We start from the raw sequence: 21270 nt of genomic DNA on the forward strand, positions 1-21270 counted from the left end.
CTCCCCGGCAGCCGCTTCCGACTCACTCGCGCATGGCGCAACGGCCGCGACCGCCGTGGCTACGGCCACCGTCGCTGCCACCACCGCCACCGCCACCGCCACCGCTGCGGCGGATGGCGCTGCGGCCGCTGTCAGCGCCGCTCCCGGAGCTGCCGTCCCCAAGGACTTGCCGTCCGTCGACCGCCTGCTGCGCGACGAGGCCGTTACCCACCTGATGGCGCGCCACGGCCATGCCTTCGTCGCCGCGGAGGCGCGCCGGCTGCTCGAGGACTGGCGTCGGCGCGCAGTCGAGGGCACGCTGGCAGCGCATGAACTGAGGCACCTGCCGGCCGAGCTCGAACGCCGTTGCGAGCAGCGCCTGGCGCCGCGGATGCGCCGCGTGATCAACCTGACCGGCACCGTGCTGCACACCAACCTCGGCCGCGCCTTGCTGGCCGATGAAGCGCTGCAGCAGGTGCTGGCTTGCATGGGATCGCCGAACAACCTGGAGTTCGACCTCGCGCGCGGCGAGCGCGGCGACCGCGACAGCCTCGTCGAGTCGCTGCTGTGCGAGATCACCGGCGCCGAGGCCGCGACGGTCGTCAACAACAACGCCGCCGCGGTGCTGCTGGGCATCGCCGCGCTGGCCGGCGGCAAGGAGGCGATCGTGTCGCGCGGCGAACTCGTCGAGATCGGCGGTGCGTTCCGCATGCCCGACGTGATGGCGGCGGCCGGAGCGAGGCTGGTCGAGGTCGGCACCACCAACCGTACTCATGCGCGGGACTACCAGGCCGCGATCGGCCCGCAGACCGCGTTGCTGCTGAAGGTCCACACCAGCAACTACGCGATCCAGGGCTTCACCGCCTCGGTGAGCGAGGCGGAGCTGGCGCCGATCGCCCGCGCGGCGGGCGTGCCGCTGATGACGGACCTGGGCAGTGGCTCGCTGGTGGACCTGGCGCAGTGGAGCCTGCCCGCCGAGCCCTTGCCGCAGCAGATGCTGGCCGACGGTTGCGACGTGGTGACCTTCAGCGGCGACAAGCTGCTCGGTGGACCGCAGGCCGGCTTGATCGTCGGCCGCCAGGACCTGGTCCAGAAGATCCGCAAGTTCCCGATGAAGCGCGCGCTGCGGCTCTCCAAGCTGCCGCTGGCGGCGCTGGAGGCGACCTTGCGGCTGTACCTGCAGCCCGACCGGCTCACGCAGGACCTGCCGACGCTGCGACTGCTGACGCGCCCGGTCGATCAGATCCAGGCGCAGGCCGACCGGTTGCTGGCACGCGTCCAGGACGCGGTCGCGCCGCGCTTCGCGGTGCGCGTGAGCGCGATGCGGGGCCAGATCGGCTCGGGCTCGCTGCCGGTGGAGACGCTGCCGTCGTCGGGCCTGGTGCTGACCCCGCAATTGCCGGGCAAGCGCGGCGTGGGACGCGCGCTCGACGAGCTGCTGACCGCGCTGCGCGCGCTGCCGCTGCCGGTGATCGCACGGGTGCAGTCGGACGAGCTCTGGCTGGACCTGCGCTGCCTGGACGAGGCGCGCGAGGAGGGCGAGTTCATCGACCAGCTCGCGCTGCTGAAGGAGTCGCTCGCGTGATCGTCGGGACCGCCGGCCACATCGACCATGGCAAGACGACGCTGGTGAAAGCGCTCACCGGCGTCGACACCGATCGCCTGCCGGAGGAGAAGCGGCGCGGCATCAGCATCGCGCTGGGATATGCCTATCTGGACGCCGACGCCGCCGGCGGCGAGTCGGCCACCGGCACGCCCCGCATCGGCTTCGTCGACGTCCCCGGTCATGAGCGGCTCATCCACACGATGCTGTCGGGCGCGACCGGCATCGACCATGCGCTGCTGCTGGTGGCGGCCGATGACGGCGTCATGCCGCAGACCTGCGAGCACCTGGCGCTGCTGTCGCTGCTGGGCATCGAGCACGGCACGATCGCGCTGACCAAATGCGATCGCGTCGACGACGCCACCCGTGCGCGTCGGCATGGCGAGATCCGTGCGCTGGTGGCGGGCACGCCGCTCGCGGGCGCGCCGATCTTCGAGGTCGCCGCGACGACCGGCGTCGGCGTGCGCCCGCTGCGCGAGCACCTGATCGCCGAAGCCGCGGCGCTGCCGCCGCGTGTGCGGGGCGGACTGGGCTTCCGGCTCGCGGTCGATCGGGTGTTCAGCCTGCCGGGCGTCGGGACCGTCTGCACCGGGACCGCGCATGCGGGCGAGCTGGCCGTCGGCGACGAACTCCTGGTGTTGCCGCCTGCGCCGGGCCAGGCGCCGCTGCGCGCCCGCGTGCGCAGCCTGCATGCGCAGAACGCGGCGGCGCCCCGGGCATCGGCGGGGCAGCGCGTCGCGATCGGGCTGGTCGGCCTCGAGAAGGATCAGGTCGGACACGGCCAGTGCCTCGCCGCGCCGGAGATCGCCCAGTGGACGGAGCGCCTCGATGCGCGGCTGCGCCTCTGGCCCGAGGAGGCGCGTGCGCTGCGCAGCGGCACGCCGGTGCATGTGCATGTCGGCGCCGCGCAGGTGACCGGCTCGGTCGCGGTGCTCGGCGGACTTGGCGGGAAGCCGATCGAGGCGCTGCAGCCCGGTGGCGAAGCGTTCGTGCAACTGGTGTTGCACCGCCCGATCGGCGCATGGGCCGGCGATCGGATCGTGCTGCGCGATGCGTCGGCGACGCGGGCGCTGGCTGGCGGCGTGGTGCTGGATCCGCAGGCGCCGGCGCGCTATCGCCGCACGCCGCAGCGGCTCGCGGAGCTGGTCGCGCTCACGGCCGACACGCCGCCGCAGCGGCTCGAAGGGCTGCTGGCCCAGGCGCCGATGGGCGTCGACCTGGTCCGTTTCGCGACCGGACAGGGCGTGGCGGGCGCCGCCCGCGCGGCGCTGGTGGCGGCGATCGGCGCCGGTGCGCGCGAGGCGGGCCCGGGCGCCCCCGTGGCGGCGGAGATCACCGTCGTGCAGGGCGCGGAGGGGCCGGCGTGGGCGCTCGGCGCCGCGCAGACGGCGCAGTGGGCCTATGCCGCGCAGGAGCGCTTGCAGCGCTATCACCAGGAGCAGCCGGAGGAACTCGGGCCCGACCTCGCGCGCTGGCGCCGGCTGGCCGCGCCGCGCATGGCCGAACCGCTGTGGCGCGCGCTGGTGCAGCGGCTGGCGGGCGCGGGACGCGTCGTCGTCAGTGGCGCGACCGTGCACCTGCCGGCGCATGGGGTGCAGCTGTCGGCGCTGGACGAGCGCCTGGCGCAGAAGGTGCTGCCGCGCCTGCTGGCGGCGGGCTTCGAGGGCGTCTGGGCCCGGGATCTCGCGAAGGAGGCGGGCGAGCCCGAGGCGCTGGTGCGCACGACGCTGGCACGCCTGGCCCAGCGGGGCGAACTGTTCCAGGTGGTGAAGGACCTGTACCATGCGCCCCCGGCGATCCAGGCACTGGCCCGGATCGCGCGGGCGTGTGCGGCGGATGGCGATGTCAAGGCGGCGGACTTCCGCGACCGCAGCGGCCTGGGCCGCAAGCGCGCGATCCAGGTGCTGGAGTTCTTCGACAAGGTCGGACTGCTGCGGCGCGTCGGGGACGTGCACCGGCTGCGGGCCGACTGCCAGCTGTTCGTCGGGGACGACGGCGACGGCGACGGCGACGCCGCCGACACCGCATGAACACGCCACGATCAACGGAGGGGCAACGATCCCGGTGGATCGGCCGGACTTCAAATCCGGTGGGTGATGCCAAGCATCGCCGGGTGGGTTCGACCCCCACGCCCCTCCGCCAGCAACATCGGCTGGCCGGCTGCGCGGCCCGATCTTGCGCCTGCGGTGCTCGCCGTACGACAGTACGGCTCCGCTCCTCGGCGCAACCTCGGGCCGCTCGCGACGGCCATCCGATGTCGCTGGTGCTTGCGGCCGCCCTAGGGGCGGCAGGTTTTTTGACTTCGGATCAGACCCACCCCTCTTTTGGAGCTTGTTGATGTCTAGCCTTTACCACCGCGTCAGCCGTGCGCTGCAGGGGATCGCCACCGCCTCGCTGATCGCAGCGAGCTGCATCGGTTCCGCGCAGGCTCAGACCGCTCAGCAGGTCCTTCGCGTGACCGCCATTCCCGATGAGTCGCCGACCGAGCTCGCGCGCAAGTTCGCGCCGCTGGGCAAGTACCTCGAGAAGGAACTCGGCGTGAAAGTGGAGTGGACGCCCGTCACCGATTACGCCGCGGCGGTCGAGGCCCTTGCCAACAAGAAGGTCGAACTCGCCTGGTTCGGCGGCTTCACCTTCGTCCAGGCGAGCGTGCGCTCCGGCGGCAAGATCGTCCCGCTCGTCCAGCGCGAAGAAGACGAGAAATTCCGCTCCGTCTTCATCACCGACGCCAAGTCCGGCATCCACAAGCTCGAGGACCTGAAGGGCAAGACGCTCAGCTTCGGCTCCGCCTCGTCCACCTCCGGGCACCTGATGCCCCGCTCGTTCCTCCTCGCCGCGAAGATCAACCCCGATACCGACCTCAAGCGCATCTCCTTCTCCGGCGCGCACGACGCCACCGTCGCCGCAGTGGCGTCCGGCAAGGTCGACGCGGGCGCGCTCAACATCTCCGTCTGGGAAAAGCTGGTCGCCGAGAAGAAGGTCGACACCGGCGCGCTGAAGGTGTTCTTCACCACCCCGCCGTACTACGACTACAACTGGAGCGTCCACGCCGACCTGCCCGCCGCGACAAAGGAAAAGCTCAAGGCCGCATTCCTGAAACTGAGCCCCTCGACGCCGGAAGGCAAGGAGATCCTCGAGCTCCAGCGTGCGACGAAGTTCGTGCCGACCCAGCCGGAGAACTACGCCGGCATCAAGGCAGCCGCCGAGAACGCCGGCCTGCTGAAGTGAACTGAGACGAGCGCGATGTCCCTGCTGGTGTTGGAGGGCCTGACGCTGCAGGCCGGCGCGCGCAGGCTGATCGAGCCGCTGTCGCTGCGGATCGAGCCCGGCGAGCAGGTCGCGCTGATCGGTGCCTCGGGCGCCGGCAAGACCTCGCTGTTGCATGCGCTGGCGCTGGCCTCGCGTCCCGCCAGCGGCACGCTGCGGCTGGACGGCCAGGACGGCTGGACCCTGTCCTCGCACGCGCGCCACCGGCTGCGCCGCATGCTGATGCTCGCGCCGCAGCACCCGCCGCTGCCACCGCGTCAGCGCGTGGTGACCGCGGTGCTGGCCGGCCGCTTGCCCGGCGCCTCGATGGCTCGCAGCCTGCGCATGCTGTTCAGCCCCGACGAGGCCCACGCCCGGCTCGCCTTCGATGCCCTGGACCGGCTGGAGCTCGGCGACCGCTTGTGGTCCCGCTTGGACCAGCTGTCCGGCGGCGAGCGCCAGCGCGTGGCGGTGGCGCGGCTGCTGGTGTCGCAGGCGCGGCTGTGGCTCGCCGACGAGCCGCTCTCGGCCCTCGATCCCCAACGCGCGCAGCGGGTGCTGGCCGTGCTGCAGGACGCCGCCCGCGCCGAGGGCCGTACCCTGGTGTGCAGCCTGCACCAGGTCGAACTGGCCTGCCGCCTGTTCCCGCGCGTGATCGCGCTGCGGCAGGGCCGGCTCGTCTATGACGGCCCGCCGCAGGATCTCGGCGCCCGTCAACTGGACGAGATCTACGCCGACCTGCTGAATGAATCGCCCGCAGCGCCCGACGATGCGCCGCTGACGTCCGCGCCGCCGCAGGCGATGTGCCGATGAGCGCCGGAGGCGCCGAACAGACCGGTCGGGCCGGCAGCGCCGGGACCGGCGGTGAGGGCCGAATTGGCCGAGTCGGCCCAGGCGGCGGCCCCGGTGTCGGCCGCGGGTTGCCGTCGTCGGCCATCGAGCCGTGGCGGCGCGATCCCGCCGCCCCTCGTCGCCTGGGGCTCGTTGTCGCCGTGCTGGTCCTGTTGTGGCCGCTGCTGGTCTGGTGCGAGTTCCGGCCCTTGGAGTTGCTCGACGAGCGCAGTCTGCGGGCGACGCTGCGCTTCGCCGCGCAGTTCCTGACTCCGCGCGTGGACCTCGAGTTCCTGGCGATGCTGGCCGCCGACACCTGGCGCACCGTGGCGATGGCGACGGTCGGCCTGGCGCTGGCCTGGGTGATCGCCGTGCCGCTGGCGCTGCTGGCGACGGCCCGGCTGTCCGTGTCGGCGCTGGCCGGCCGCATGGCGGCGGCGCCGGCGGCCCTGCGCTGGGCCGTGCGCCTGCTGCTGATCGTGCTGCGCTCGGTGCCGGAACTGGTGTGGGCGCTGATGCTGGTACGCGTGCTCGGTCTGGGGCCGGGCGCCGGCGTGCTGGCGATCGCGCTGTCCTACGGCGGGATGCTGGGCAAGGTCTACGCCGAGATCCTGGAAAGCGCCGATGCCGCGCCGACGCAGGCGCTGCTGCGCGGCGGTGCGGGGCGGCTCCAGGCGCTGCTGTTCGGCGCGCTGCCCGGCTGCGCGGATGAACTGGTCAGCTACACCGTCTACCGCTGGGAATGCGCGATCCGCTCCTCGGTGGTGCTGGGCTTCGTTGGCGCCGGCGGCCTCGGCCAGCAGCTGGACAACGCGACGAAGATGTTCGCCGGCTCCGAGGTCGCGACCATCCTGCTGATCTTCATCGTGCTGGTGGCGATGGCGGACCGCGTCAGCGCCTGGCTGCGGCCGGCCCGCACGCCGGGGCAGGGCGGCGAGTCGCGGCATCCGCTGTCCGCTCGCCCCCCCGCGCGCTGGGGACTGCGGGCCCTGCTCGCGGGGCTGCTGACCCTCCTGGTGGCGAGCTTCGCCACGCTGCCGCTGCGTTGGAGCGAACTGCTCGGCGCCGGTGCGCTCGCGCAGATGGGCCGCTTCCTCGCCGAATTCTTCCCGCCGCAACTTGCGCCGGCCTTCCTGGGGCGGGTCGGGCAGGGCGCTCTGGAGACATTGGCGATGTCGGCGCTGGGCAGCGGTCTGGCGGCGATCGCCGGACTCGTGGTCGCACTGCTGGCGAGCCGGCCGGCGGGGCCGCTGCGCTGGGCATCGCGGCTGCTGCTCAATGCGCTGCGCAGCGTGCCGGAGCTGGTCTGGGCATCGCTGCTGCTGGTGGCGGCCGGCCTGGGGCCGATGCCGGGCACGCTGGCCCTGGCCCTGCACACGACCGGCGTGCTGGGCCGGCTGATGGCGGAGGCGCTCGAGAACGCACCGCCGCAGACCGCTCAGGCGCTGCGCTGGGCGGGCGCGTCGCGCTGGCAGGTCTTCGCCTTCGCGACGCTGCCGCAGGCGGCGCCGCAACTGCTCAGCTACACGCTGTACCGGTGGGAGAACAATATTCGCGCCGCGACGGTGCTGGGCGTTGTCGGCGCGGGCGGACTGGGCCAGATGCTCAGCCTGCACCTGAGCCTGTTCCAGATGCGGGAGACTGGCACCGTGCTGCTGGCGATGCTGGTGCTGGTGATGGCCGTCGACGCCTGCTCCTACGCGGCGCGGCGACGCTTGAATCGTTGATCCGCGGGGATCGCGTGTCCGCTGCGTCGGCGCGATCGCCGCAAGCCGTTGGATGAAGGAGGGGCGCCATGAACGACCAAGCCCTGAAGCTGCTGCTCACCCGCGCATCGGTGGGCCCGAAGTATTTGATCGAGCCAGGTCCCGACGATGCCGCGCTGGCCACGATGACCGAGGCGGCGCTGCATGCGCCGGACCATGCGGCGCTGGTGCCGTTCCGCTTCAAGGTTGTGCGCGGTGAGGCGCGGCGATCGATGGCGGCGCTGTTTGCGGCCGCCGCGCGTCGAGCCGGCAAGGACGAGGCGGGCGTTGCGATGGACGAGGAGCGTGCGTTGCGCCCGCCGGTGACGGTGGCCGTCGTCGCGCGGCTGGACCTGGGTCATCCGCAGGTGCCGGCCCATGAGCAGTGGGCCTGCATCGGCGGCGCGCTGACCAATTTCCTGAACGCCGCGCAGGCGTTGGGCTTCGGCGGAAAGATGCTCAGCGGCGCCAAGGCTCGCGATCCCGGCCTGATCGCCGCGTTCTGCGAGCCGGGCGAGACGCTGCTCGGCTGGATCGCGATGGGCACGCCGGTACCGTCGGACAAACCCCCCAAGCCGCGCGCCACCAAGCCTGCAGCCCCCTTCGCCCTCCAATTCTGGCCAGGCTGACCCCGCCGTCCACAGGCGCCCGGGCGAGGCCCTGATTGGGGTGCCCCGCTAGGCGCAAACCGCAGCCATAGCGGCGCTATGGCGAGGATTTGCAACGACGCGGGGCGCCCCAATCAGGGCCTTGCCCCTAGCCGTAGATGTAGTTTTGGAGTTGGGCGATGGTCATCTCGTCGTCCGCGATGATGTTGTCCATCAGGTCGCGGATCGAGAGCATGCCCACGACGTTGGAGCCCTCGACGACCGGCAGGTGGCGGATCTTGCGCTGGCTCATCAGGCTCATGCACTCGCGGCAGTCGGTGTCCGGCTTCACCACGAACACATTCGGCGTCATGACGTCCTTGACCTGCGTATGGCGCGAGTCGCGGCCCTGCAGGGCGATCTTGCGGGTGTAGTCGCGCTCCGAGAAGATGCCGAGCAGCCGCTCGCCCTCCATCACCAGCAGCGCGCCGACATCGTGCTGCGCGAGCAGATGCAGCGCATCGAACACCGTGGCTTCCGGCGCGACGCGCCAGACGCTCGGGCCGCGGTTCTTCAGCAGTTCGGACACCGGTTTCATGAGGCCTCCTGGCGACATCCTGACGGAACTCGGACGTCCAAGATAAGCGGCTTGGACCCGGGCCGCAAGCCCCTGCAAGACCCGACCCCACAAGGGGGCGGTCGCGGGAACGAGCCGGCGCGACCGGGACGTTCGGGCGGGTGGTTCAGGCCGGGTGGGTGAGATCGCGCAGGTGGGTCGGGCCGGCGCGGCGCTCGATCTCGGCCAGCAGGTCGCGGCCCCAGCCCATCGCGAACAGGGCCTCGCCGACGACGAACATCGGGCCGACCAGCAGGCCCACCAGGTCGTCGACGAAGGCGGGCTTGCGACCCTCGTAATAGTGGCCGACGAACTGGATGATCCAGCCGACGATGAAGCTGCCCAGGCCCCAGGCGAGCCAGCCGCCGAAGGAGCCGTCCGCCAGCGGATGCGCCAGCGCCATCAGCACCGCATTGACCAGCGCGGTGGACAGGCCGAGCACGAAGTTGCCGCGCGTCAGGTACCAGATCGTCGCGCCGCCCCAGACCAGCCAGGCGGCCGAGACGGTCCAGTCACCGACATGGAATTGCGCCCGCGCCAGCAGCACGCCGATCGCGAAGACGATCAGCGGGATGCCGACAAAATGGGTCGCGATGTTGCGGCGATCGCGGTGGTAGGCGGCGTACTGCGCCATCAGGTCGGTGGCTTGGCGTGCCATGGCAGTCTCCGTGCGAGGTGTCGTCATGATGTCGCAATGCTAGTGCGACCTGCCTGTTTATGCCGTTCAGAATGCAGGTCTGACCCCTCTTGGTTTACCCCTATGCAAGTGTTGACGCCGGCAAATGAGATGCCTCCCGTCGCGCGGTGGCGCGCGGCCAGACGGTCGGCAGCGCCGGTGATCGCCGGCCTCGCCATGCTCCTGGCCGGCGCGCTGGCGGGGTGCGGCACCGCACCGCCGACGCCCTCCGCCGCGATGCCGCCCCTCGCGGCGCCGGGTGTCGGCGCCCAGGACGGGCCCGCGTCGCCGAGTCCGTCCTGCACGGCCTGGCTGGCCGCGCAGCAGCGGGGCGAAGGCCGGCTCTATCGCGTCGACGCCGCTACCTCGCAGGTCCGCATCCATGTCTTTCGCGCGGGACGCCTCGCCAAGGCCGGCCACAACCACGTGATCGGCGTCGAGCGGCTCACTGGTCAGGTCTTCGTCCCCAACGACGGCATCGCGGGCGCCGGCGTCGAGCTGGCCTTCCGGCTGGACGACCTCGCCATCGACAAGCCCGAGTGGCGCGCGCCGCTGGGGCCCGAGTTCGCCAGCACGCCGTCGGCCTCCGATGTGGCCGGTACCCGCGCCAATCTGCTCAAGGCGGTCGACGGCGACCGCTTCCCGATCATCGCGATGCGCAGCACCGCCGTCGCCGGCGCCTTCCCGGTGCTGGCGCTCCAGCTTGCCGTCGACTGGCATGGCCACACCCGCACGCTCCAGGTGCCGGTGCGGGTGACCCGTCCTTCGGGGGATGCCGGCCACACCGCCCTGCGGACGCAGGGCGCGCTCGTCCTCCGTCAGAGCGACTTCGGCATCACGCCGTTCTCCGTCCTCGGGGGACTGCTCGCGATCCAGGACGACCTCACCGTCGATGTCGATGTCTCGGCGTCGCCGGTGGCGAGTTGCGCGGCTGGCTGACGTCGGGGCGCGGGTAGCGGGTCAAGGCCTCAGGTCGAGGCTCATCAGGTCCTTGGCGTAGTAGCGGCCGTCGGAGAGCCGGATCGCGCGCGGCAGGTGGCCGTAGCGGGTGAAGCCCGCCTGCCGGTAGACCGCGATCGCCGCCTGGTTGACGGCGGTGACGCTCAGCGTGACCGTCTCCAGGCGCGGCTCCCGGCGCAGCAGCGCCAGGGCCTGCCGCAGCAGGCGCTTGCCGATGCCACGTCCGCGGAACTCGTCGTCGACCATCATCCCGATCAGGTGCGCGATGTGCATCACCTTCTTGCGGTTCTCGTGCTCGCAGGTCAAGGCGCCCACCAGCCGCTCGCCGGACCACGCGCCCAGCGTGAACAGCGACTTGCCGCCCGCCTGCGGATGCAGCCGCACCCGGTAGCTCGCCGCCTCGCGCGCGCGCTCGGTCTCCGCGTCGGAGGTGAAGGCCTGCTCGTGCCGCGCGAGCATCACGTCGCGCAGGGCCTTGTAGGCGGGCAGGTCGGCGGCGGTCAGCAGGCGCAGCGTGATCACGCCCTCGGCCGGTCGGCCCTCAGCGGTGGTCCAGTCGTTCGAGTCGCTCAAGCTCGCTCCTGTCGTTGATGTTGGCGAAGGCGAGGTCGTCCGTCGGCCGGTCGAAGGCGACTCGCGCCAGCGGCAGCGTGCGCAGCCAGCCCTCGACCCGACGTTCGCCCGCGCGCAGCGCCGTCGCCAGCCCGGCGCGGTGCCGGACATGGATCAGGCTGGCCAGGGGCTGCGGCCGCAGCGGCTCGCCCGGCGCCTCGCGGCCCAGCGCCATCGCGGCGCTGTGCTCCGGCGCGAGGCCGGCGGCCAGGCGGTCGAGCAGGTCGATCGGCAGCCACGGGCTGTCGCCACCGACCACGAGCAGCCAGTCCGCGCCGAAGCCGTCGCTGCGCTCACCGGGCGAGGGGGGGGCCGCCTCGGGGGCTCCGGCGCGCATGGCGCCACCAGCGGACCCGGCGTCCGACAGCGCCGTCAGTCCGGCGAGGATGCCGGCCAGAGGCCCGGGGAAGTCCGGCAGCGGGTCGGGCAGGACCGGGTGGCCGAGGCGCCGGTAGTCGTCGAGGTGGCGGTTCGCGCTGATCAGGATCCGGCCGCCGGTCTGCGGGGCGACGCGGTCGATGACATGGCTGACCAGTGCCCGCCCCTGGAAGGGCTGGAGCGGCTTGTCGACGCCGCCCATGCGGGTGGCGCGGCCGCCGCAGAGGATCAGCGCGGTGGCGCGCATCAACCGCCGATGTAGTGCATCTCGACGCGGCGCGCCGGGCCGGACTCCGCCGCCGGCAGGCTGGCGCGGAGCTCCGAGTAGCGGTCGTTGCGCCGGGTCCAGAGCGCGCCCAGCGCGGCGGCGATCTCTGCATCGGACCGCGGCGGGTGGTCGCCGTCGCCGCGCAGCAGTGCGCGCAGGTCGTGGCCGTCGCCGGCGAACAGGCAGGTGTAGAGCCGGCCCTCGGTGGAGAGTCGCGCGCGGTTGCAATCGCCGCAGAAGGCCTGGGTGACGCTGGAGATGAGGCCGATCTCGCCGCTGCCGTCGGCATAGCCCCATCGGGTGGCGGTCTCCCCCTCGACGGTCGGGGCGAGCGGGACCAGCTCGGCGTCCTCGCGCAGGCGGGCGAGGACCTGCGCGGATGGCAGCACCTCGTCCATGCGCCAGCCGTTGCTCATGCCGACGTCCATGTACTCGATGAAGCGCAGCACGACGCCGGTGCCGCGGAAGTGGCGGGCCATCGGCAGGATCTGGTCGTCGTTGGTGCCGCGCTTGACGACCATGTTGACCTTGATCGGCGCCAGGCCGGCGGCCTGGGCGGCTTCGATGCCGCGCAGCACCTCGGCCACCGGGAAGTCGACATCGTTCATGCGCCGGAAGATGGCGTCGTCGAGCGCGTCCAGGCTGACGGTGACGCGGCGCAGTCCGGCCTCCCGCAGCGCCTGCGCCTTGCGGGCCAGCAGCGAGCCGTTGGTCGTCAGCGTCAGGTCGAGCGGCTGGCCTTCGGGTGTGCGCAGGCCGGCCAGCTGGGCGATCAGCGCCTCGAGGTTGCGGCGCAGCAGCGGTTCGCCGCCGGTCAGGCGCAGCTTCTGGACCCCCAGGCCGGCGAAGACGCCCGCCAGGCGGGTGATCTCCTCGAAGGAGAGCAGGTCGCGGTGGGGAAGGAAGGCGTAGTCCTTGTCGAAGACTTCCTTCGGCATGCAGTAGCTGCAGCGGAAGTTGCAGCGGTCGGTGACCGAGATGCGCAGGTCGCGCAGGGGCCGGCCGCGCGCGTCCAGCCACGGGCCCGGGCGGGGCGGGGGGAGCGGATGCGGCACGGGAGGCGTCCGCCCGATCTGGCGCAGATCGAGCAGCGGAATCACACCATCGGTCATGGGGCGGGATTGTGCCGCCGCCGCGCCGCCCGTGCCTGCCCAGGCCCTTCGCGAACCTGCGAGCCGGGCCCGCTGGCGCCATGGCCGTGCGCGATGTCACCGTCTCGCCGATGTCGGCACCCTGTAGGACTTGTCACTTGCACCGGGCAGCCGGCCGCGTTCGAATCCCGGAATGAGCTTGACCCCCACGACCGTGGTCCATGCGGACCTGGCCAGCTTCGTCTCCTTCGGCGAGGCCCTCACCGACATGATCCGCACGGGTCCCGGCACGTGGAGCAGCCGCAGCGGCGGTTCGCCCTGGAATGTGGCGATCGCGATGTCCCGGCTCGGCCAGCTCAGCGCCTTCGCCGGCGGCCTCAGCAAGGATCCCTTCGGCCAGGAACTCTGGCAGGCCAGCGCGGATGCCAACCTGGACCTGCGTTTCATCCAGCAGTTCGCCAAGTCGCCGCTGATGGCCTTCGTCCATCAGGTCTCGCCCCCGGAGTACGCCTTCGTCGGCGACGACAGCGCCGACCTCCATTTCCGCCCCCATGCGCTGCCCGCGGGCTGGCGCCGGGCGCTGCGCTGGGCCCACTTCGGCTCGATCAGCCTGACGCGGGAGCCGCTGGCCGCGCGGCTGATCGCGCTGGCTGAATCGCTCAAGGACGAGGGCGCGCGCATCAGCTATGACCCGAACTACCGGATCTCGATGGACTCGCGCTACGACCGCACACTCGAGCGGATGTGCCGGCTGGCCGACGTGATCAAGGTGTCGGACGAGGATCTGCGGGGCCTGTTCCGCAGCCGCGACCACCATGTCGGCCTGGCCCAGATCGCCGCCTGGAACCCGCGCGCGATCGTGATGCTGACGCTGGGGGAGCGCGGCGCCCAGCTGTTCCATCCAAAGGCCGACCTCAGCGCCGCGCCGCCACCGCTGGACACGGTCGGGGACACGATCGGCGCCGGCGATGCCGCCATGGCCGGACTGCTCTACAGCCTGATGAACGGCGCGACGCAGGAGCCCGAGGAGCATCTGCGCTGGGCCGTCGCGGCGGGTGCGGCCGCCTGCTCGGGGGACGGCGTGCATGGCCTGTCGGCGGGCCTGGTGACCGCGCTGATCGACCGGGTGCAGGTCACGCGGGCCGAGACGGTCTGAAATGCGCTGAGCGAGCGTCGGCCGATGGCGGTCGCCGGCCGAGCGGCTGCCCCCAACGAACGGGTTCACCCGGCCGTGCACGGAGCGCGCTCAGGTGTCGCCGTCGCGTTTCGTGGCCACCAGCGTCTTCGGACCCCCGACCTGCAGGCGCGGTCGGTCGGCCTCCTCCTCGGCCAGCGGGCTGACTTCGACCAGGCTGGCATGACAGCGACGCGCCAGGTCCTGATAGGTCTCGGTGCCCTCGCGCTTCCAGCGGATCTCGTCCTCGGTCAAAGGCCGCATCACCTTGGCCGGCAGTCCGGCGATCAGCGACTTCTCCGGCAGCTTCAGGCCGGCCCGCACGAACGCGCAGGCGGCGACGATGCTGTAGGCGCCGACCTCCGCCTCGTCCATCACCACCGCGTTCATGCCGACCAGCGCGTCATGCCGCACCACGCAGCCGTGCAGCACCGCGCCGTGGCCGATGTGGCCGTTGGCCTCGACGACGGTGTCCGAATCCGGGAAGCCATGGATCACGCAGGTGTCCTGCACATTGGCGCCGGCCATCAGCCGGATCCGCCCGAAGTCCCCCCGCAGCGAGGCGCACGGGCCGACGTAGCAGTCCGGCCCGACGATCACATCCCCGATCAGTACCGCCGTGGGATGCACATGGGCGCTGGGATGGACGACCGGCGACAGGCCGTCGATGGCGTAGCAGGGCATGGATTCGTCTCCTATCGTGGTTCTGTCGTCCTCGATCCCCAGCACGGGCAGACTTTCCCTGTAAATGGTGGCAATCCTGGTGGTAACCCTAGGTTGCTGGCCTTGTCTTGGGGCTCGATGACTCGTAGTATCTACCGACCGGTCGGTAAATAGAAGCCGATCAAAAAAAGCTGCAAAAGCTGAATCCACCGACGGCCGAGGAGACAAGCCGAATGAGCACCGCCCCCACGACCCCGCCCACCGCCTCAGAAGACAGTCCGCTGCTGATCAGCACCGAGGGCGCCGTGCGCGTCCTGACGCTGAACCGGCCGCAGGCGCTGAACGCGTTCACGACCGGCCTGCTGGGCCAGTTGCGCGTCGCCCTCGACGAGGCGGCGCACGACGGGGCGGTGAGGGCGGTGCTCATCACCGGCGCCGGCCGCGCGTTCTGCGCGGGCCAGGACCTGTCGGACCCGCACATCAAGCCGGAGTTCGACGAGCCCGGCGATCCGGCCCCCAGCGCCGACGTCCACAAGAAGCCCAAGGCCAAGGACATCGGCAACCTGCTGGACCATTACTACATCCCGCTGGCGCTGCGCCTGCGCAGCATGCCGGTGCCGACCGTCTGCGCGGTCAACGGCGTGGCCGCCGGCGCGGGCGCGAACTTCGCGCTCGGCTGCGACCTGGTCCTCGCGGGCCAGTCGGCCTCGTTCATCCAGGCCTTCTCGAAGATCGGGCTGGTGCCCGATTGCGGCGGCACCTGGCTGCTGACCCGCCTGGTCGGCCGCGCCCGCGCGCTGCAGCTGGCCTTGCTGGGCGACAAGCTGCCCGCGGCCGAGGCGCAGGCCTGGGGCCTGATTGCTCGCTGCGTCGCCGATGCCGAACTGCAGAGCGAGGCGATGGCCACCGCGCAGAAGCTCGCCCGGATGCCGACCCGGGCGCTGGTGCAGACGCGCGAGGCGCTCGACGCGGCGATGGACCTGGAGTTCGAGGACGCCCTCAGGCTCGAGGCGCGGCTGCAGAGCCAGCTCGGCTATGCGCACGATTACCTGGAAGGCGCCGCCGCCTTCCTCACCAAGCGTCCGCCGACGTTCAAGGACCGCTGATGGCCGCGGTCCTGGATCCGCAGCGCGTGGCCGAGGCGGTGCGCGACGCCATGTTCGCCAATGACCGGGCCTCGCAGGGCCTGGGCATGCGCATCGATGCGATCGCCCCCGGCGCCGCGACGCTGTCGATGACGGTGCGCGAAGACATGCTCAATGGCTTCGATATCTGCCACGGCGGCTTCGTGACGACGCTGGCCGATTCCTGTTTTGCCTTCGCCTGCAACTCGCACAACGAGGTGACGGTGGCCTCGGGCTTCGCGATCGACATCGTCGCGCCGTCCCGGCTGGGCGACGTGCTGACCGCGCGCGCCAGCGAGACCTCGCTGGCCGGGCGCACCGGCGTCTACGACATCCGCATCACCAATCAACGCGACGAACTGATCGCGGTCTTCCGGGGCCGGTCCTATCGCATCAAGGGCAAGCCCGTGGTGCCGGACCTGGCCATCGCCAGTTGAGCGCCCGGAACGTCCCGACAGCAGGAGACAGGCCCCATGACGGTGAAGACTTTCCGGCCCGAGGACCTCGAGCCCATCGAGCGCGCCAGCCAGGACGAGCTGCGCGCGCTGCAACTGCAGCGCCTGAAGTGGTCGCTGAAGCACGCCTATGAGCAGGTTCCGCACTACCGGGCCGCGTTCGACGCCAAGGGCGTGCATCCGGACGACCTCAAGGACCTGAGCGACCTGCGTCTGTTCCCGTTCACGACGAAGAAGGACCTGCGCGACAACTACCCGTTCGGCCTCTTCGCCGTGCCGCGCGAGCAGGTGGTGCGGGTGCATGCGTCCTCCGGCACCACCGGCAAGCCGACGGTCGTCGGTTACACGCAGCGCGACATCGACACCTGGGCCGACCTGGTCGCCCGCTCGCTGCGCGCGGCCGGCACGCGCCGCGGCGACATCGTCCACGTCGCCTATGGCTATGGCCTGTTCACCGGCGGCCTGGGCGCGCATTACGGCGCGGAACGGCTGGGGTGCACGGTGATCCCGATGTCGGGCGGCCAGACCGAGAAGCAGGTGCAGCTGATCCAGGACTTCAAGCCCGACGTGATCATGGTGACGCCGAGCTACATGCAGGTGATCGTCGAAGAGTTCATCCGCCAGGGCCTGGACCCGCGCGCCAGCTCGCTCAAGACCGGCGTCTTCGGTGCCGAGCCCTGGACCGAGGCGATGCGCCGCGAGATCGAGCAGAAGGCCGGCATCGACGCGGTCGACATCTATGGCCTGTCCGAGGTGATGGGCCCGGGCGTCGCCAGCGAGTGCATCGAGACCAAGGACGGCCCGGTGATCTGGGAAGACCACTTCTATCCCGAGATCATCGACCCCGAGACCGGCGAGGTGCTGCCCGAGGGCTCGGAAGGGGAACTGGTGTTCACCTCGCTGAGCAAGGAAGCCCTGCCGGTGATCCGCTACCGCACGCGCGACCTCACGCGCCTGCTGCCGCCCACCGCGCGCAGCATGCGGCGCATGGGCAAGATCGTCGGCCGCAGCGACGACATGCTGATCATCCGCGGCGTCAACCTGTTCCCGACGCAGATCGAGGAACTGGTGCTCGCCGAGCCCGGGCTGTCGGGCCAGTACCAGATCGTCGTCAGCCGCGAGGGCCACCTCGACGAGGTCGAGGTGCGCTGCGAGCTGTCGGCCTCCGGCGGCGACGCGCAGGCCGCGAGTCGGTCGCTGCAGCATCGCATCAAGACGCTGATCGGCGTGTCGACGCGGGTGACGGTCGGTGCGCCCGATTCGATCGAGCGGACGCTCGTCGGCAAGGCGCGTCGCGTCGTCGACCAGCGTCCGAAGAATTCGTAAGGAGTCCCCATGTACACGCAAGCCATGAGCGTCGGTCCGCAGGACCAGGCGGCCAAGCTGCAGACCGCCGAGGAGCAGCAGCGCAACGAGGCCTTCGAGGCACGCATCGACGCCGGCGACTTCATCGAGGCCAAGGACTGGATGCCGGAGCACTACCGCAAGACGCTGGTGCGCCAGATCAGCCAGCATGCGCATTCCGAGATCGTCGGCATGCTGCCGGAAGGCAACTGGATCACGCGGGCACCGACGCTCAAGCGCAAGGCGATCCTGCTGGCCAAGGTGCAGGACGAAGGCGGCCACGGGCTCTACCTGTACTCCGCCGCCGAGACGCTGGGCACCAGCCGCGACCAGATGCTGGACGCGCTGCACAGCGGCAAGGCCAAGTACAGCTCGATCTTCAATTACCCGACGCTGACCTGGGCCGACATCGGCGTGATCGGCTGGCTGGTCGACGGCGCCGCGATCATGAACCAGGTGCCGCTGTGCCGCTGCTCCTACGGCCCGTATGCGCGGGCGATGATCCGCATCTGCCGCGAGGAATCCTTCCATCAGCGCCAGGGCTACGAAAGCCTGCTGGTGATGATGCGCGAGGGCACCGCGGCGCAGAAGGCGATGGTCCAGGACGCGGTGAACCGCTGGTGGTGGCCGTCGCTGATGATGTTCGGGCCGGCCGACAAGGACTCGCCGAATTCAGAGCAGTCGATGCGCTGGGGCATCAAGCGCCTGACCAACGACGAGCTGCGCCAGAAGTTCGTCGACGCCACCGTGCCGCAGGCCGAGCTGCTCGGCGTGACGCTCCCCGACCCCGACCTGAAGTGGAATGCCCAGCGCGAGCAGCATGACTTCGGCGCGATCGACTGGGAGGAGTTCTGGCGCGTCGTCGGCGGCAACGGTCCCTGCAACACCGAGCGGCTGGGGACCCGCGTCAAGGCCTGGGACGACGGCGCCTGGGTCCGCGAGGCCGCGTTGGCCCATGCGCGCAAGCGCGCCACCGAAGCGCAGGCGGCCTGATCGCGCCGCGCCGCCGTCCGCCGCTGCCACGCACCCGTTCCGAGAACCGAATCATGAGCATCAACCAAACGACCGGCGCCAATGAATGGCCCCTGTGGGAAGTCTTCGTCCGCAACAAGGCGGGCCTGGACCACAAGCACTGCGGCAGCCTGCATGCGCCCGACGCGAAGATGGCCCTCCAGATGGCCCGCGACGTCTACACCCGCCGCCAGGAAGGCGTGAGCATCTGGGTCGTGCCGTCGTCGGCGATCGTCGCCTCCGACCCGGGCGAGAAGTCGATGATGTTCGACCCGATGGAGGACAAGGTGTACCGCCACCCGACCTTCTATGAGCTGCCCGAGTCCCTGGACCACATGTGAGGACCGGACGATGAGCACTTCCGTTCAACCCGGCCAGCGCGCGGAGGTCCAGTACCTGCTGCGCGTCGGCGATGCCTGCCTGGTGCTGTCGCACCGGATCTCGGAATGGATCGGCCACTCGCCGGTGCTGGAAGAGGACCTGGCGCTGGGCAACATCGCGCTGGACCTGCTCGGCCAGGCGCGCGCGCTGCTGACCCGCGCCGGCCAGCTCGGCGAGGCCCCGCTCGACGAGGACCAGCTCGCCTACCTCCGCGAGGAACGCCACTACCTGAACCCGGTGATGATGGAGCTGCCGCGCGGCGACTTCGCGTTCACCCAGGCCCGCAACCTGATCGCCGCCTGCTGGCTGCTGCCGCTGTGGACGCGGCTGCAGGCCTCGAGCGACGCAGAGGTCGCCGCCATTGCCGCCAAGGCGGTGAAGGAAGTCCGCTACCACCAGCAGCATGCGGCCGAGTGGGTCGTGCGCCTGGGCGACGGCAGCGCGGAATCGACCCGCCGCATGCAGGACGCGCTCCAGCAGCTGTGGCCCTATGTCAACGAGCTGTTCGCGGCGGACGCCATCGATGCCGCCGCCGAGGCCAGTGGCCTGGGGCCGGCCTGGTCCTCGCTCAAGCCGGACTGGGACGCCGCGATGGACGAGGTGCTGGCCGAGGCGCGGCTGGCCCGCCCGAAGGACACCCCCCACGTCTACGCCGGCGTGCGCGGCATCCACAGCGAACACATGGGCCATCTGCTGTCGACGATGCAGCACCTGCAGCGCGCCTATCCCGGCGGCGTGTGGTGAGCGCGGCGACCGCATGATTCCCTGACCCTCGCCCGGACGCCCACGCTTCGAGGACCTCCATGAATGCCGCCCCGACGCCCTCGCACCTGGACTGGCTGTCGTCGCTGACGCCGGTCGGCCCGCGTGCGGCCTCGTGCGAGGCCACGGCCGGTCCCACCGACCTCGGCTGCGGGCGCCTGTCCGCCGCTTGGGAAGTGCTGTCGCAGGTGCTCGATCCCGAAGTGCCGGCGGTGTCGCTGGTGGAGCTCGGGATCGTGCGCGACCTGGTCGAGACCGCCGATGGGCTGGAGGTGGTGTTGACGCCCACCTATTCCGGCTGCCCCGCGACCGAGGCGATCGAGCAGAGCGTGCGCGATGCGCTGGCCCGTTTCGGCACGGTCACCGTGACGATGCGCCGCGCGCCGGCCTGGACCACCGACTGGATCACCGACGCCGGCCGCGAGAAGCTGCGCCAGTACGGCATCGCGCCGCCCGGGCCGGTCGACGCGGCGCAGGGCGTGCCGGTCCGCATCGTGCGACGCCGCGAGACGCTGGCCTGCCCGCGCTGCGGCAGCACGCGGACCGAGCAGCTGTCGGCCTTCGGATCGACGGCCTGCAAGTCGCTGTACCGCTGCCTCGCCTGCCGCGAGCCCTTCGAACACTTCAAGCCGATCTGAGCATCGGCAACCTTTCAAGACTCCGAGCCCACGCCATGAGCCTGCATTTCCATCCGCTGCGCCTGCGCGCCAAGCACCAGGACACCGACGATGCCGTCGTGCTGTGCTTCGACGTGCCCGAGGCGCTGCGCGAGACCTTCCGCTTCACGCAGGGCCAGTACCTGACGCTGCGCGGCGACGTCGACGGCCAGGACCTGCGCCGGTCGTATTCGATCTGCGCCGGCGTGGACGACGGCGAGCTGCGCGTCGGCGTGCGCCAGGTCGACGGCGGCGCCTTCTCCACCTGGGTGCATCGGCATCTGAAGGCCGGCGACGAGGTCCAGGTCTTTCCGCCGCAAGGCCGCTTCCACGTGCCGGTGGATCCGTCGCTGGCGCGGCATTACCTCGGCATCGCGGCGGGCTCGGGCATCACGCCCATCCTGTCGATCATGAAGACGGTGCTGGCGCGTGAGCCGCTGAGCCGCTTCACCCTGATCTACGGCAACCGCCGGCCGGCGTCCACGATGTTCAAGGAAGAGCTCGAGGACCTGAAGAACCGCTACATGACGCGGCTGACGCTGCACCACGTGTTCTCGCGCGAGCATGTGGATGCGCCGCTGATGGCGGGCCGCCTCGACCAGGCCAAGCTGGGCGACTTCCTGCGCGGCCCGGTGCCGGCCGCCGGCATCGACCAGGTCTTCGTCTGCGGCCCGTTCGAGATGAACGAGCAGGCCGAGGCTGCGCTGCGCGCCGCCGGCGTGCCGGAGGACCGCATCCACATCGAGCGCTTCGGCACGCCGGAGATGCAGACCGGCCGCCCGGCGCCGCATGAGATCCATGCGGAAGACGCCGAGGCCGCCAGGGTGGTCGTGATCCGCGATGGCGTCTCGCGCGAGATCGAGTTCCGCAAGACCGATCCCAGCCTGCTCGATGCCGCCGCGCGGGCCGGGATGGACGTGCCGTTCTCCTGCAAATCCGGCGTCTGCTCGACCTGCCGCTGCAAGCTGATCGAGGGCGAGGTCAGGATGGATAAGAATTTCGCCCTCGAGAAGCACGAGGTGGCGGCCGGATTCATCCTCAGCTGTCAGGCCCACGCCCTGACGCCGCGCGTCGTGATCTCGTTCGACGAACGCTGATTCACAAGGAA

Annotated in this window: 22 protein-coding genes and 1 tRNA gene; 17 read left to right on the plus strand and 6 right to left on the minus strand. The window is 71.1% G+C overall.

Translation table 11 applies throughout. The features are described from left to right. The first annotated feature begins 166 nt into the window (after window positions 1-166). The 7 genes from selA (at window position 167) to CS062_RS05675 (ending at window position 8033) form a co-directional block, all read left to right on the plus strand. The gene (gene selA, locus CS062_RS05645; protein WP_233217932.1) at window positions 167-1564 is read left to right on the plus strand and encodes an L-seryl-tRNA(Sec) selenium transferase; all 1398 of its coding nucleotides are present in this window, start codon (window positions 167-169) and stop codon (window positions 1562-1564) included. Further along, window positions 1561-3612 carry a selenocysteine-specific translation elongation factor gene (gene selB / locus CS062_RS05650; RefSeq protein WP_099860466.1) on the plus strand — a complete coding sequence of 684 codons (2052 nt, stop codon included), beginning with the start codon at window positions 1561-1563 and terminating at the stop codon, window positions 3610-3612. The genes selA and selB overlap by 4 nt, the downstream gene beginning before the upstream one ends. Before the next feature lie 16 nt (window positions 3613-3628). Next, a tRNA-Sec gene (locus CS062_RS05655) sits at window positions 3629-3724 on the plus strand. Window positions 3725-3919: 195 nt separating this feature from the next. Next, a complete protein-coding gene (locus tag CS062_RS05660) occupies window positions 3920-4810 on the plus strand; it encodes a putative selenate ABC transporter substrate-binding protein (protein ID WP_099860467.1) in 891 nt (296 codons plus the stop codon). Window positions 4811-4825: 15 nt separating this feature from the next. After that, the gene (locus tag CS062_RS05665; protein ID WP_099860468.1) at window positions 4826-5641 is read left to right on the plus strand and encodes a phosphonate ABC transporter ATP-binding protein; all 816 of its coding nucleotides are present in this window, start codon (window positions 4826-4828) and stop codon (window positions 5639-5641) included. Window positions 5642-5820: 179 nt separating this feature from the next. Further along, on the plus strand, window positions 5821-7386 hold the full coding sequence (gene phnE / locus CS062_RS05670; protein ID WP_233217924.1) for a phosphonate ABC transporter, permease protein PhnE: 1566 nt from the start codon (window positions 5821-5823) through the stop codon (window positions 7384-7386). A 68-nt stretch (window positions 7387-7454) separates the two neighbouring features. Then, complete coding sequence (locus CS062_RS05675) at window positions 7455-8033, plus strand: nitroreductase family protein (RefSeq protein WP_099860470.1); 579 nt, start codon at window positions 7455-7457, stop codon at window positions 8031-8033. A gap of 127 nt (window positions 8034-8160) precedes the next feature. On the opposite strand, the gene CS062_RS05680 is transcribed toward CS062_RS05675, so the two are convergent. Next, complete coding sequence (locus CS062_RS05680; RefSeq protein ID WP_099860471.1) at window positions 8161-8589, minus strand: CBS domain-containing protein; 429 nt, start codon at window positions 8587-8589, stop codon at window positions 8161-8163. 145 nt (window positions 8590-8734) lie between these two features. After that, on the minus strand, window positions 8735-9265 hold the full coding sequence (locus CS062_RS05685; RefSeq protein WP_199174176.1) for an Mpo1 family 2-hydroxy fatty acid dioxygenase: 531 nt from the start codon (window positions 9263-9265) through the stop codon (window positions 8735-8737). 255 nt (window positions 9266-9520) lie between these two features. On the opposite strand from CS062_RS05685, the gene CS062_RS05690 reads away from it, so the two are divergent. Then, complete coding sequence (locus CS062_RS05690) at window positions 9521-10222, plus strand: YceI family protein (protein ID WP_158238675.1); 702 nt, start codon at window positions 9521-9523, stop codon at window positions 10220-10222. A gap of 21 nt (window positions 10223-10243) precedes the next feature. Here the strand turns inward: CS062_RS05690 and CS062_RS05695 are convergent, their stop codons facing one another. From CS062_RS05695 to moaA, 3 genes are read right to left on the minus strand one after another with little or no spacing between them, the layout of a single operon-like run. Then, window positions 10244-10816 carry a GNAT family N-acetyltransferase gene (locus CS062_RS05695; RefSeq protein ID WP_099860473.1) on the minus strand — a complete coding sequence of 191 codons (573 nt, stop codon included), beginning with the start codon at window positions 10814-10816 and terminating at the stop codon, window positions 10244-10246. After that, complete coding sequence (mobA, locus tag CS062_RS05700) at window positions 10785-11480, minus strand: molybdenum cofactor guanylyltransferase MobA (protein ID WP_099860474.1); 696 nt, start codon at window positions 11478-11480, stop codon at window positions 10785-10787. The genes CS062_RS05695 and mobA overlap by 32 nt, the downstream gene beginning before the upstream one ends. Beyond that, window positions 11480-12613, minus strand: a complete 1134-nt coding sequence (gene moaA / locus CS062_RS05705; RefSeq protein ID WP_099860475.1) for a GTP 3',8-cyclase MoaA — start codon at window positions 12611-12613, stop codon at window positions 11480-11482. Before moaA ends, mobA begins: the two co-directional genes overlap by 1 nt. Window positions 12614-12785: 172 nt before the next feature. Here moaA and CS062_RS05710 point away from each other — a divergent pair, with 172 nt between their 5' ends. Further along, window positions 12786-13748, plus strand: a complete 963-nt coding sequence (locus CS062_RS05710; RefSeq protein WP_099860476.1) for a carbohydrate kinase family protein — start codon at window positions 12786-12788, stop codon at window positions 13746-13748. 90 nt (window positions 13749-13838) lie between these two features. Here the strand turns inward: CS062_RS05710 and CS062_RS05715 are convergent, their stop codons facing one another. Next, window positions 13839-14450 (minus strand): phenylacetic acid degradation protein PaaY, encoded by a 612-nt coding sequence (locus tag CS062_RS05715; RefSeq protein ID WP_099860477.1) that lies wholly within the window; start codon window positions 14448-14450, stop codon window positions 13839-13841. Between the two features lie 212 nt (window positions 14451-14662). Here CS062_RS05715 and CS062_RS05720 point away from each other — a divergent pair, with 212 nt between their 5' ends. From CS062_RS05720 to paaE, 8 genes are read left to right on the plus strand one after another with little or no spacing between them, the layout of a single operon-like run. Next, on the plus strand, window positions 14663-15535 hold the full coding sequence (locus CS062_RS05720) for an enoyl-CoA hydratase-related protein (protein ID WP_099860478.1): 873 nt from the start codon (window positions 14663-14665) through the stop codon (window positions 15533-15535). Next, the gene (paaI, locus tag CS062_RS05725; protein WP_099860479.1) at window positions 15535-15990 is read left to right on the plus strand and encodes a hydroxyphenylacetyl-CoA thioesterase PaaI; all 456 of its coding nucleotides are present in this window, start codon (window positions 15535-15537) and stop codon (window positions 15988-15990) included. The genes CS062_RS05720 and paaI overlap by 1 nt, the downstream gene beginning before the upstream one ends. 36 nt (window positions 15991-16026) lie before the next feature. Further along, window positions 16027-17334, plus strand: a complete 1308-nt coding sequence (gene paaK / locus CS062_RS05730; protein WP_099860480.1) for a phenylacetate--CoA ligase PaaK — start codon at window positions 16027-16029, stop codon at window positions 17332-17334. Window positions 17335-17343: 9 nt separating this feature from the next. Then, complete coding sequence (paaA, locus tag CS062_RS05735; RefSeq protein WP_099860481.1) at window positions 17344-18345, plus strand: 1,2-phenylacetyl-CoA epoxidase subunit PaaA; 1002 nt, start codon at window positions 17344-17346, stop codon at window positions 18343-18345. A gap of 53 nt (window positions 18346-18398) precedes the next feature. Beyond that, a complete protein-coding gene (paaB, locus tag CS062_RS05740) occupies window positions 18399-18704 on the plus strand; it encodes a 1,2-phenylacetyl-CoA epoxidase subunit PaaB (RefSeq protein ID WP_099860482.1) in 306 nt (101 codons plus the stop codon). Between the two features lie 10 nt (window positions 18705-18714). Beyond that, window positions 18715-19488, plus strand: coding sequence for a 1,2-phenylacetyl-CoA epoxidase subunit PaaC (gene paaC, locus CS062_RS05745; protein WP_099860483.1), 774 nt, complete (start codon window positions 18715-18717; stop codon window positions 19486-19488). 59 nt (window positions 19489-19547) lie between these two features. Then, on the plus strand, window positions 19548-20144 hold the full coding sequence (gene paaD / locus CS062_RS05750) for a 1,2-phenylacetyl-CoA epoxidase subunit PaaD (protein ID WP_099860484.1): 597 nt from the start codon (window positions 19548-19550) through the stop codon (window positions 20142-20144). Between the two features lie 35 nt (window positions 20145-20179). Next, on the plus strand, window positions 20180-21259 hold the full coding sequence (gene paaE / locus CS062_RS05755) for a 1,2-phenylacetyl-CoA epoxidase subunit PaaE (protein WP_099860485.1): 1080 nt from the start codon (window positions 20180-20182) through the stop codon (window positions 21257-21259). Window positions 21260-21270 lie beyond the last annotated feature (11 nt).

Origin of the sequence: Roseateles chitinivorans (genome assembly GCF_002761755.1) — a bacterium.
In the GTDB taxonomy this organism is placed as follows: Bacteria; Pseudomonadota; Gammaproteobacteria; order Burkholderiales; family Burkholderiaceae_C; genus Roseateles; species Roseateles chitinivorans.

What these genes read in the sequence shown, in the direction of transcription:
- CS062_RS05660 (WP_099860467.1), top strand. Translation starts at nt 3,920, where the DNA reads ATGTCTAGCCTTTACCACCGCGTCAGCCGTGCGCTGCAGGGGATCGCC.
- CS062_RS05665 (WP_099860468.1), top strand. Translation starts at nt 4,826, where the DNA reads ATGTCCCTGCTGGTGTTGGAGGGCCTGACGCTGCAGGCCGGCGCGCGC.
- CS062_RS05675 (WP_099860470.1), top strand. Translation starts at nt 7,455, where the DNA reads ATGAACGACCAAGCCCTGAAGCTGCTGCTCACCCGCGCATCGGTGGGC.
- CS062_RS05680 (WP_099860471.1), bottom strand. Translation starts at nt 8,589, where the DNA reads ATGAAACCGGTGTCCGAACTGCTGAAGAACCGCGGCCCGAGCGTCTGG.
- CS062_RS05685 (WP_199174176.1), bottom strand. Translation starts at nt 9,265, where the DNA reads ATGGCACGCCAAGCCACCGACCTGATGGCGCAGTACGCCGCCTACCAC.
- CS062_RS05690 (WP_158238675.1), top strand. Translation starts at nt 9,521, where the DNA reads ATGCCGCCCCTCGCGGCGCCGGGTGTCGGCGCCCAGGACGGGCCCGCG.
- mobA (WP_099860474.1), bottom strand. Translation starts at nt 11,480, where the DNA reads ATGCGCGCCACCGCGCTGATCCTCTGCGGCGGCCGCGCCACCCGCATG.
- moaA (WP_099860475.1), bottom strand. Translation starts at nt 12,613, where the DNA reads ATGACCGATGGTGTGATTCCGCTGCTCGATCTGCGCCAGATCGGGCGG.
- CS062_RS05710 (WP_099860476.1), top strand. Translation starts at nt 12,786, where the DNA reads ATGAGCTTGACCCCCACGACCGTGGTCCATGCGGACCTGGCCAGCTTC.
- CS062_RS05715 (WP_099860477.1), bottom strand. Translation starts at nt 14,450, where the DNA reads ATGCCCTGCTACGCCATCGACGGCCTGTCGCCGGTCGTCCATCCCAGC.
- CS062_RS05720 (WP_099860478.1), top strand. Translation starts at nt 14,663, where the DNA reads ATGAGCACCGCCCCCACGACCCCGCCCACCGCCTCAGAAGACAGTCCG.
- paaI (WP_099860479.1), top strand. Translation starts at nt 15,535, where the DNA reads ATGGCCGCGGTCCTGGATCCGCAGCGCGTGGCCGAGGCGGTGCGCGAC.
- paaK (WP_099860480.1), top strand. Translation starts at nt 16,027, where the DNA reads ATGACGGTGAAGACTTTCCGGCCCGAGGACCTCGAGCCCATCGAGCGC.
- paaA (WP_099860481.1), top strand. Translation starts at nt 17,344, where the DNA reads ATGTACACGCAAGCCATGAGCGTCGGTCCGCAGGACCAGGCGGCCAAG.
- paaB (WP_099860482.1), top strand. Translation starts at nt 18,399, where the DNA reads ATGAGCATCAACCAAACGACCGGCGCCAATGAATGGCCCCTGTGGGAA.
- paaC (WP_099860483.1), top strand. Translation starts at nt 18,715, where the DNA reads ATGAGCACTTCCGTTCAACCCGGCCAGCGCGCGGAGGTCCAGTACCTG.
- paaD (WP_099860484.1), top strand. Translation starts at nt 19,548, where the DNA reads ATGAATGCCGCCCCGACGCCCTCGCACCTGGACTGGCTGTCGTCGCTG.
- paaE (WP_099860485.1), top strand. Translation starts at nt 20,180, where the DNA reads ATGAGCCTGCATTTCCATCCGCTGCGCCTGCGCGCCAAGCACCAGGAC.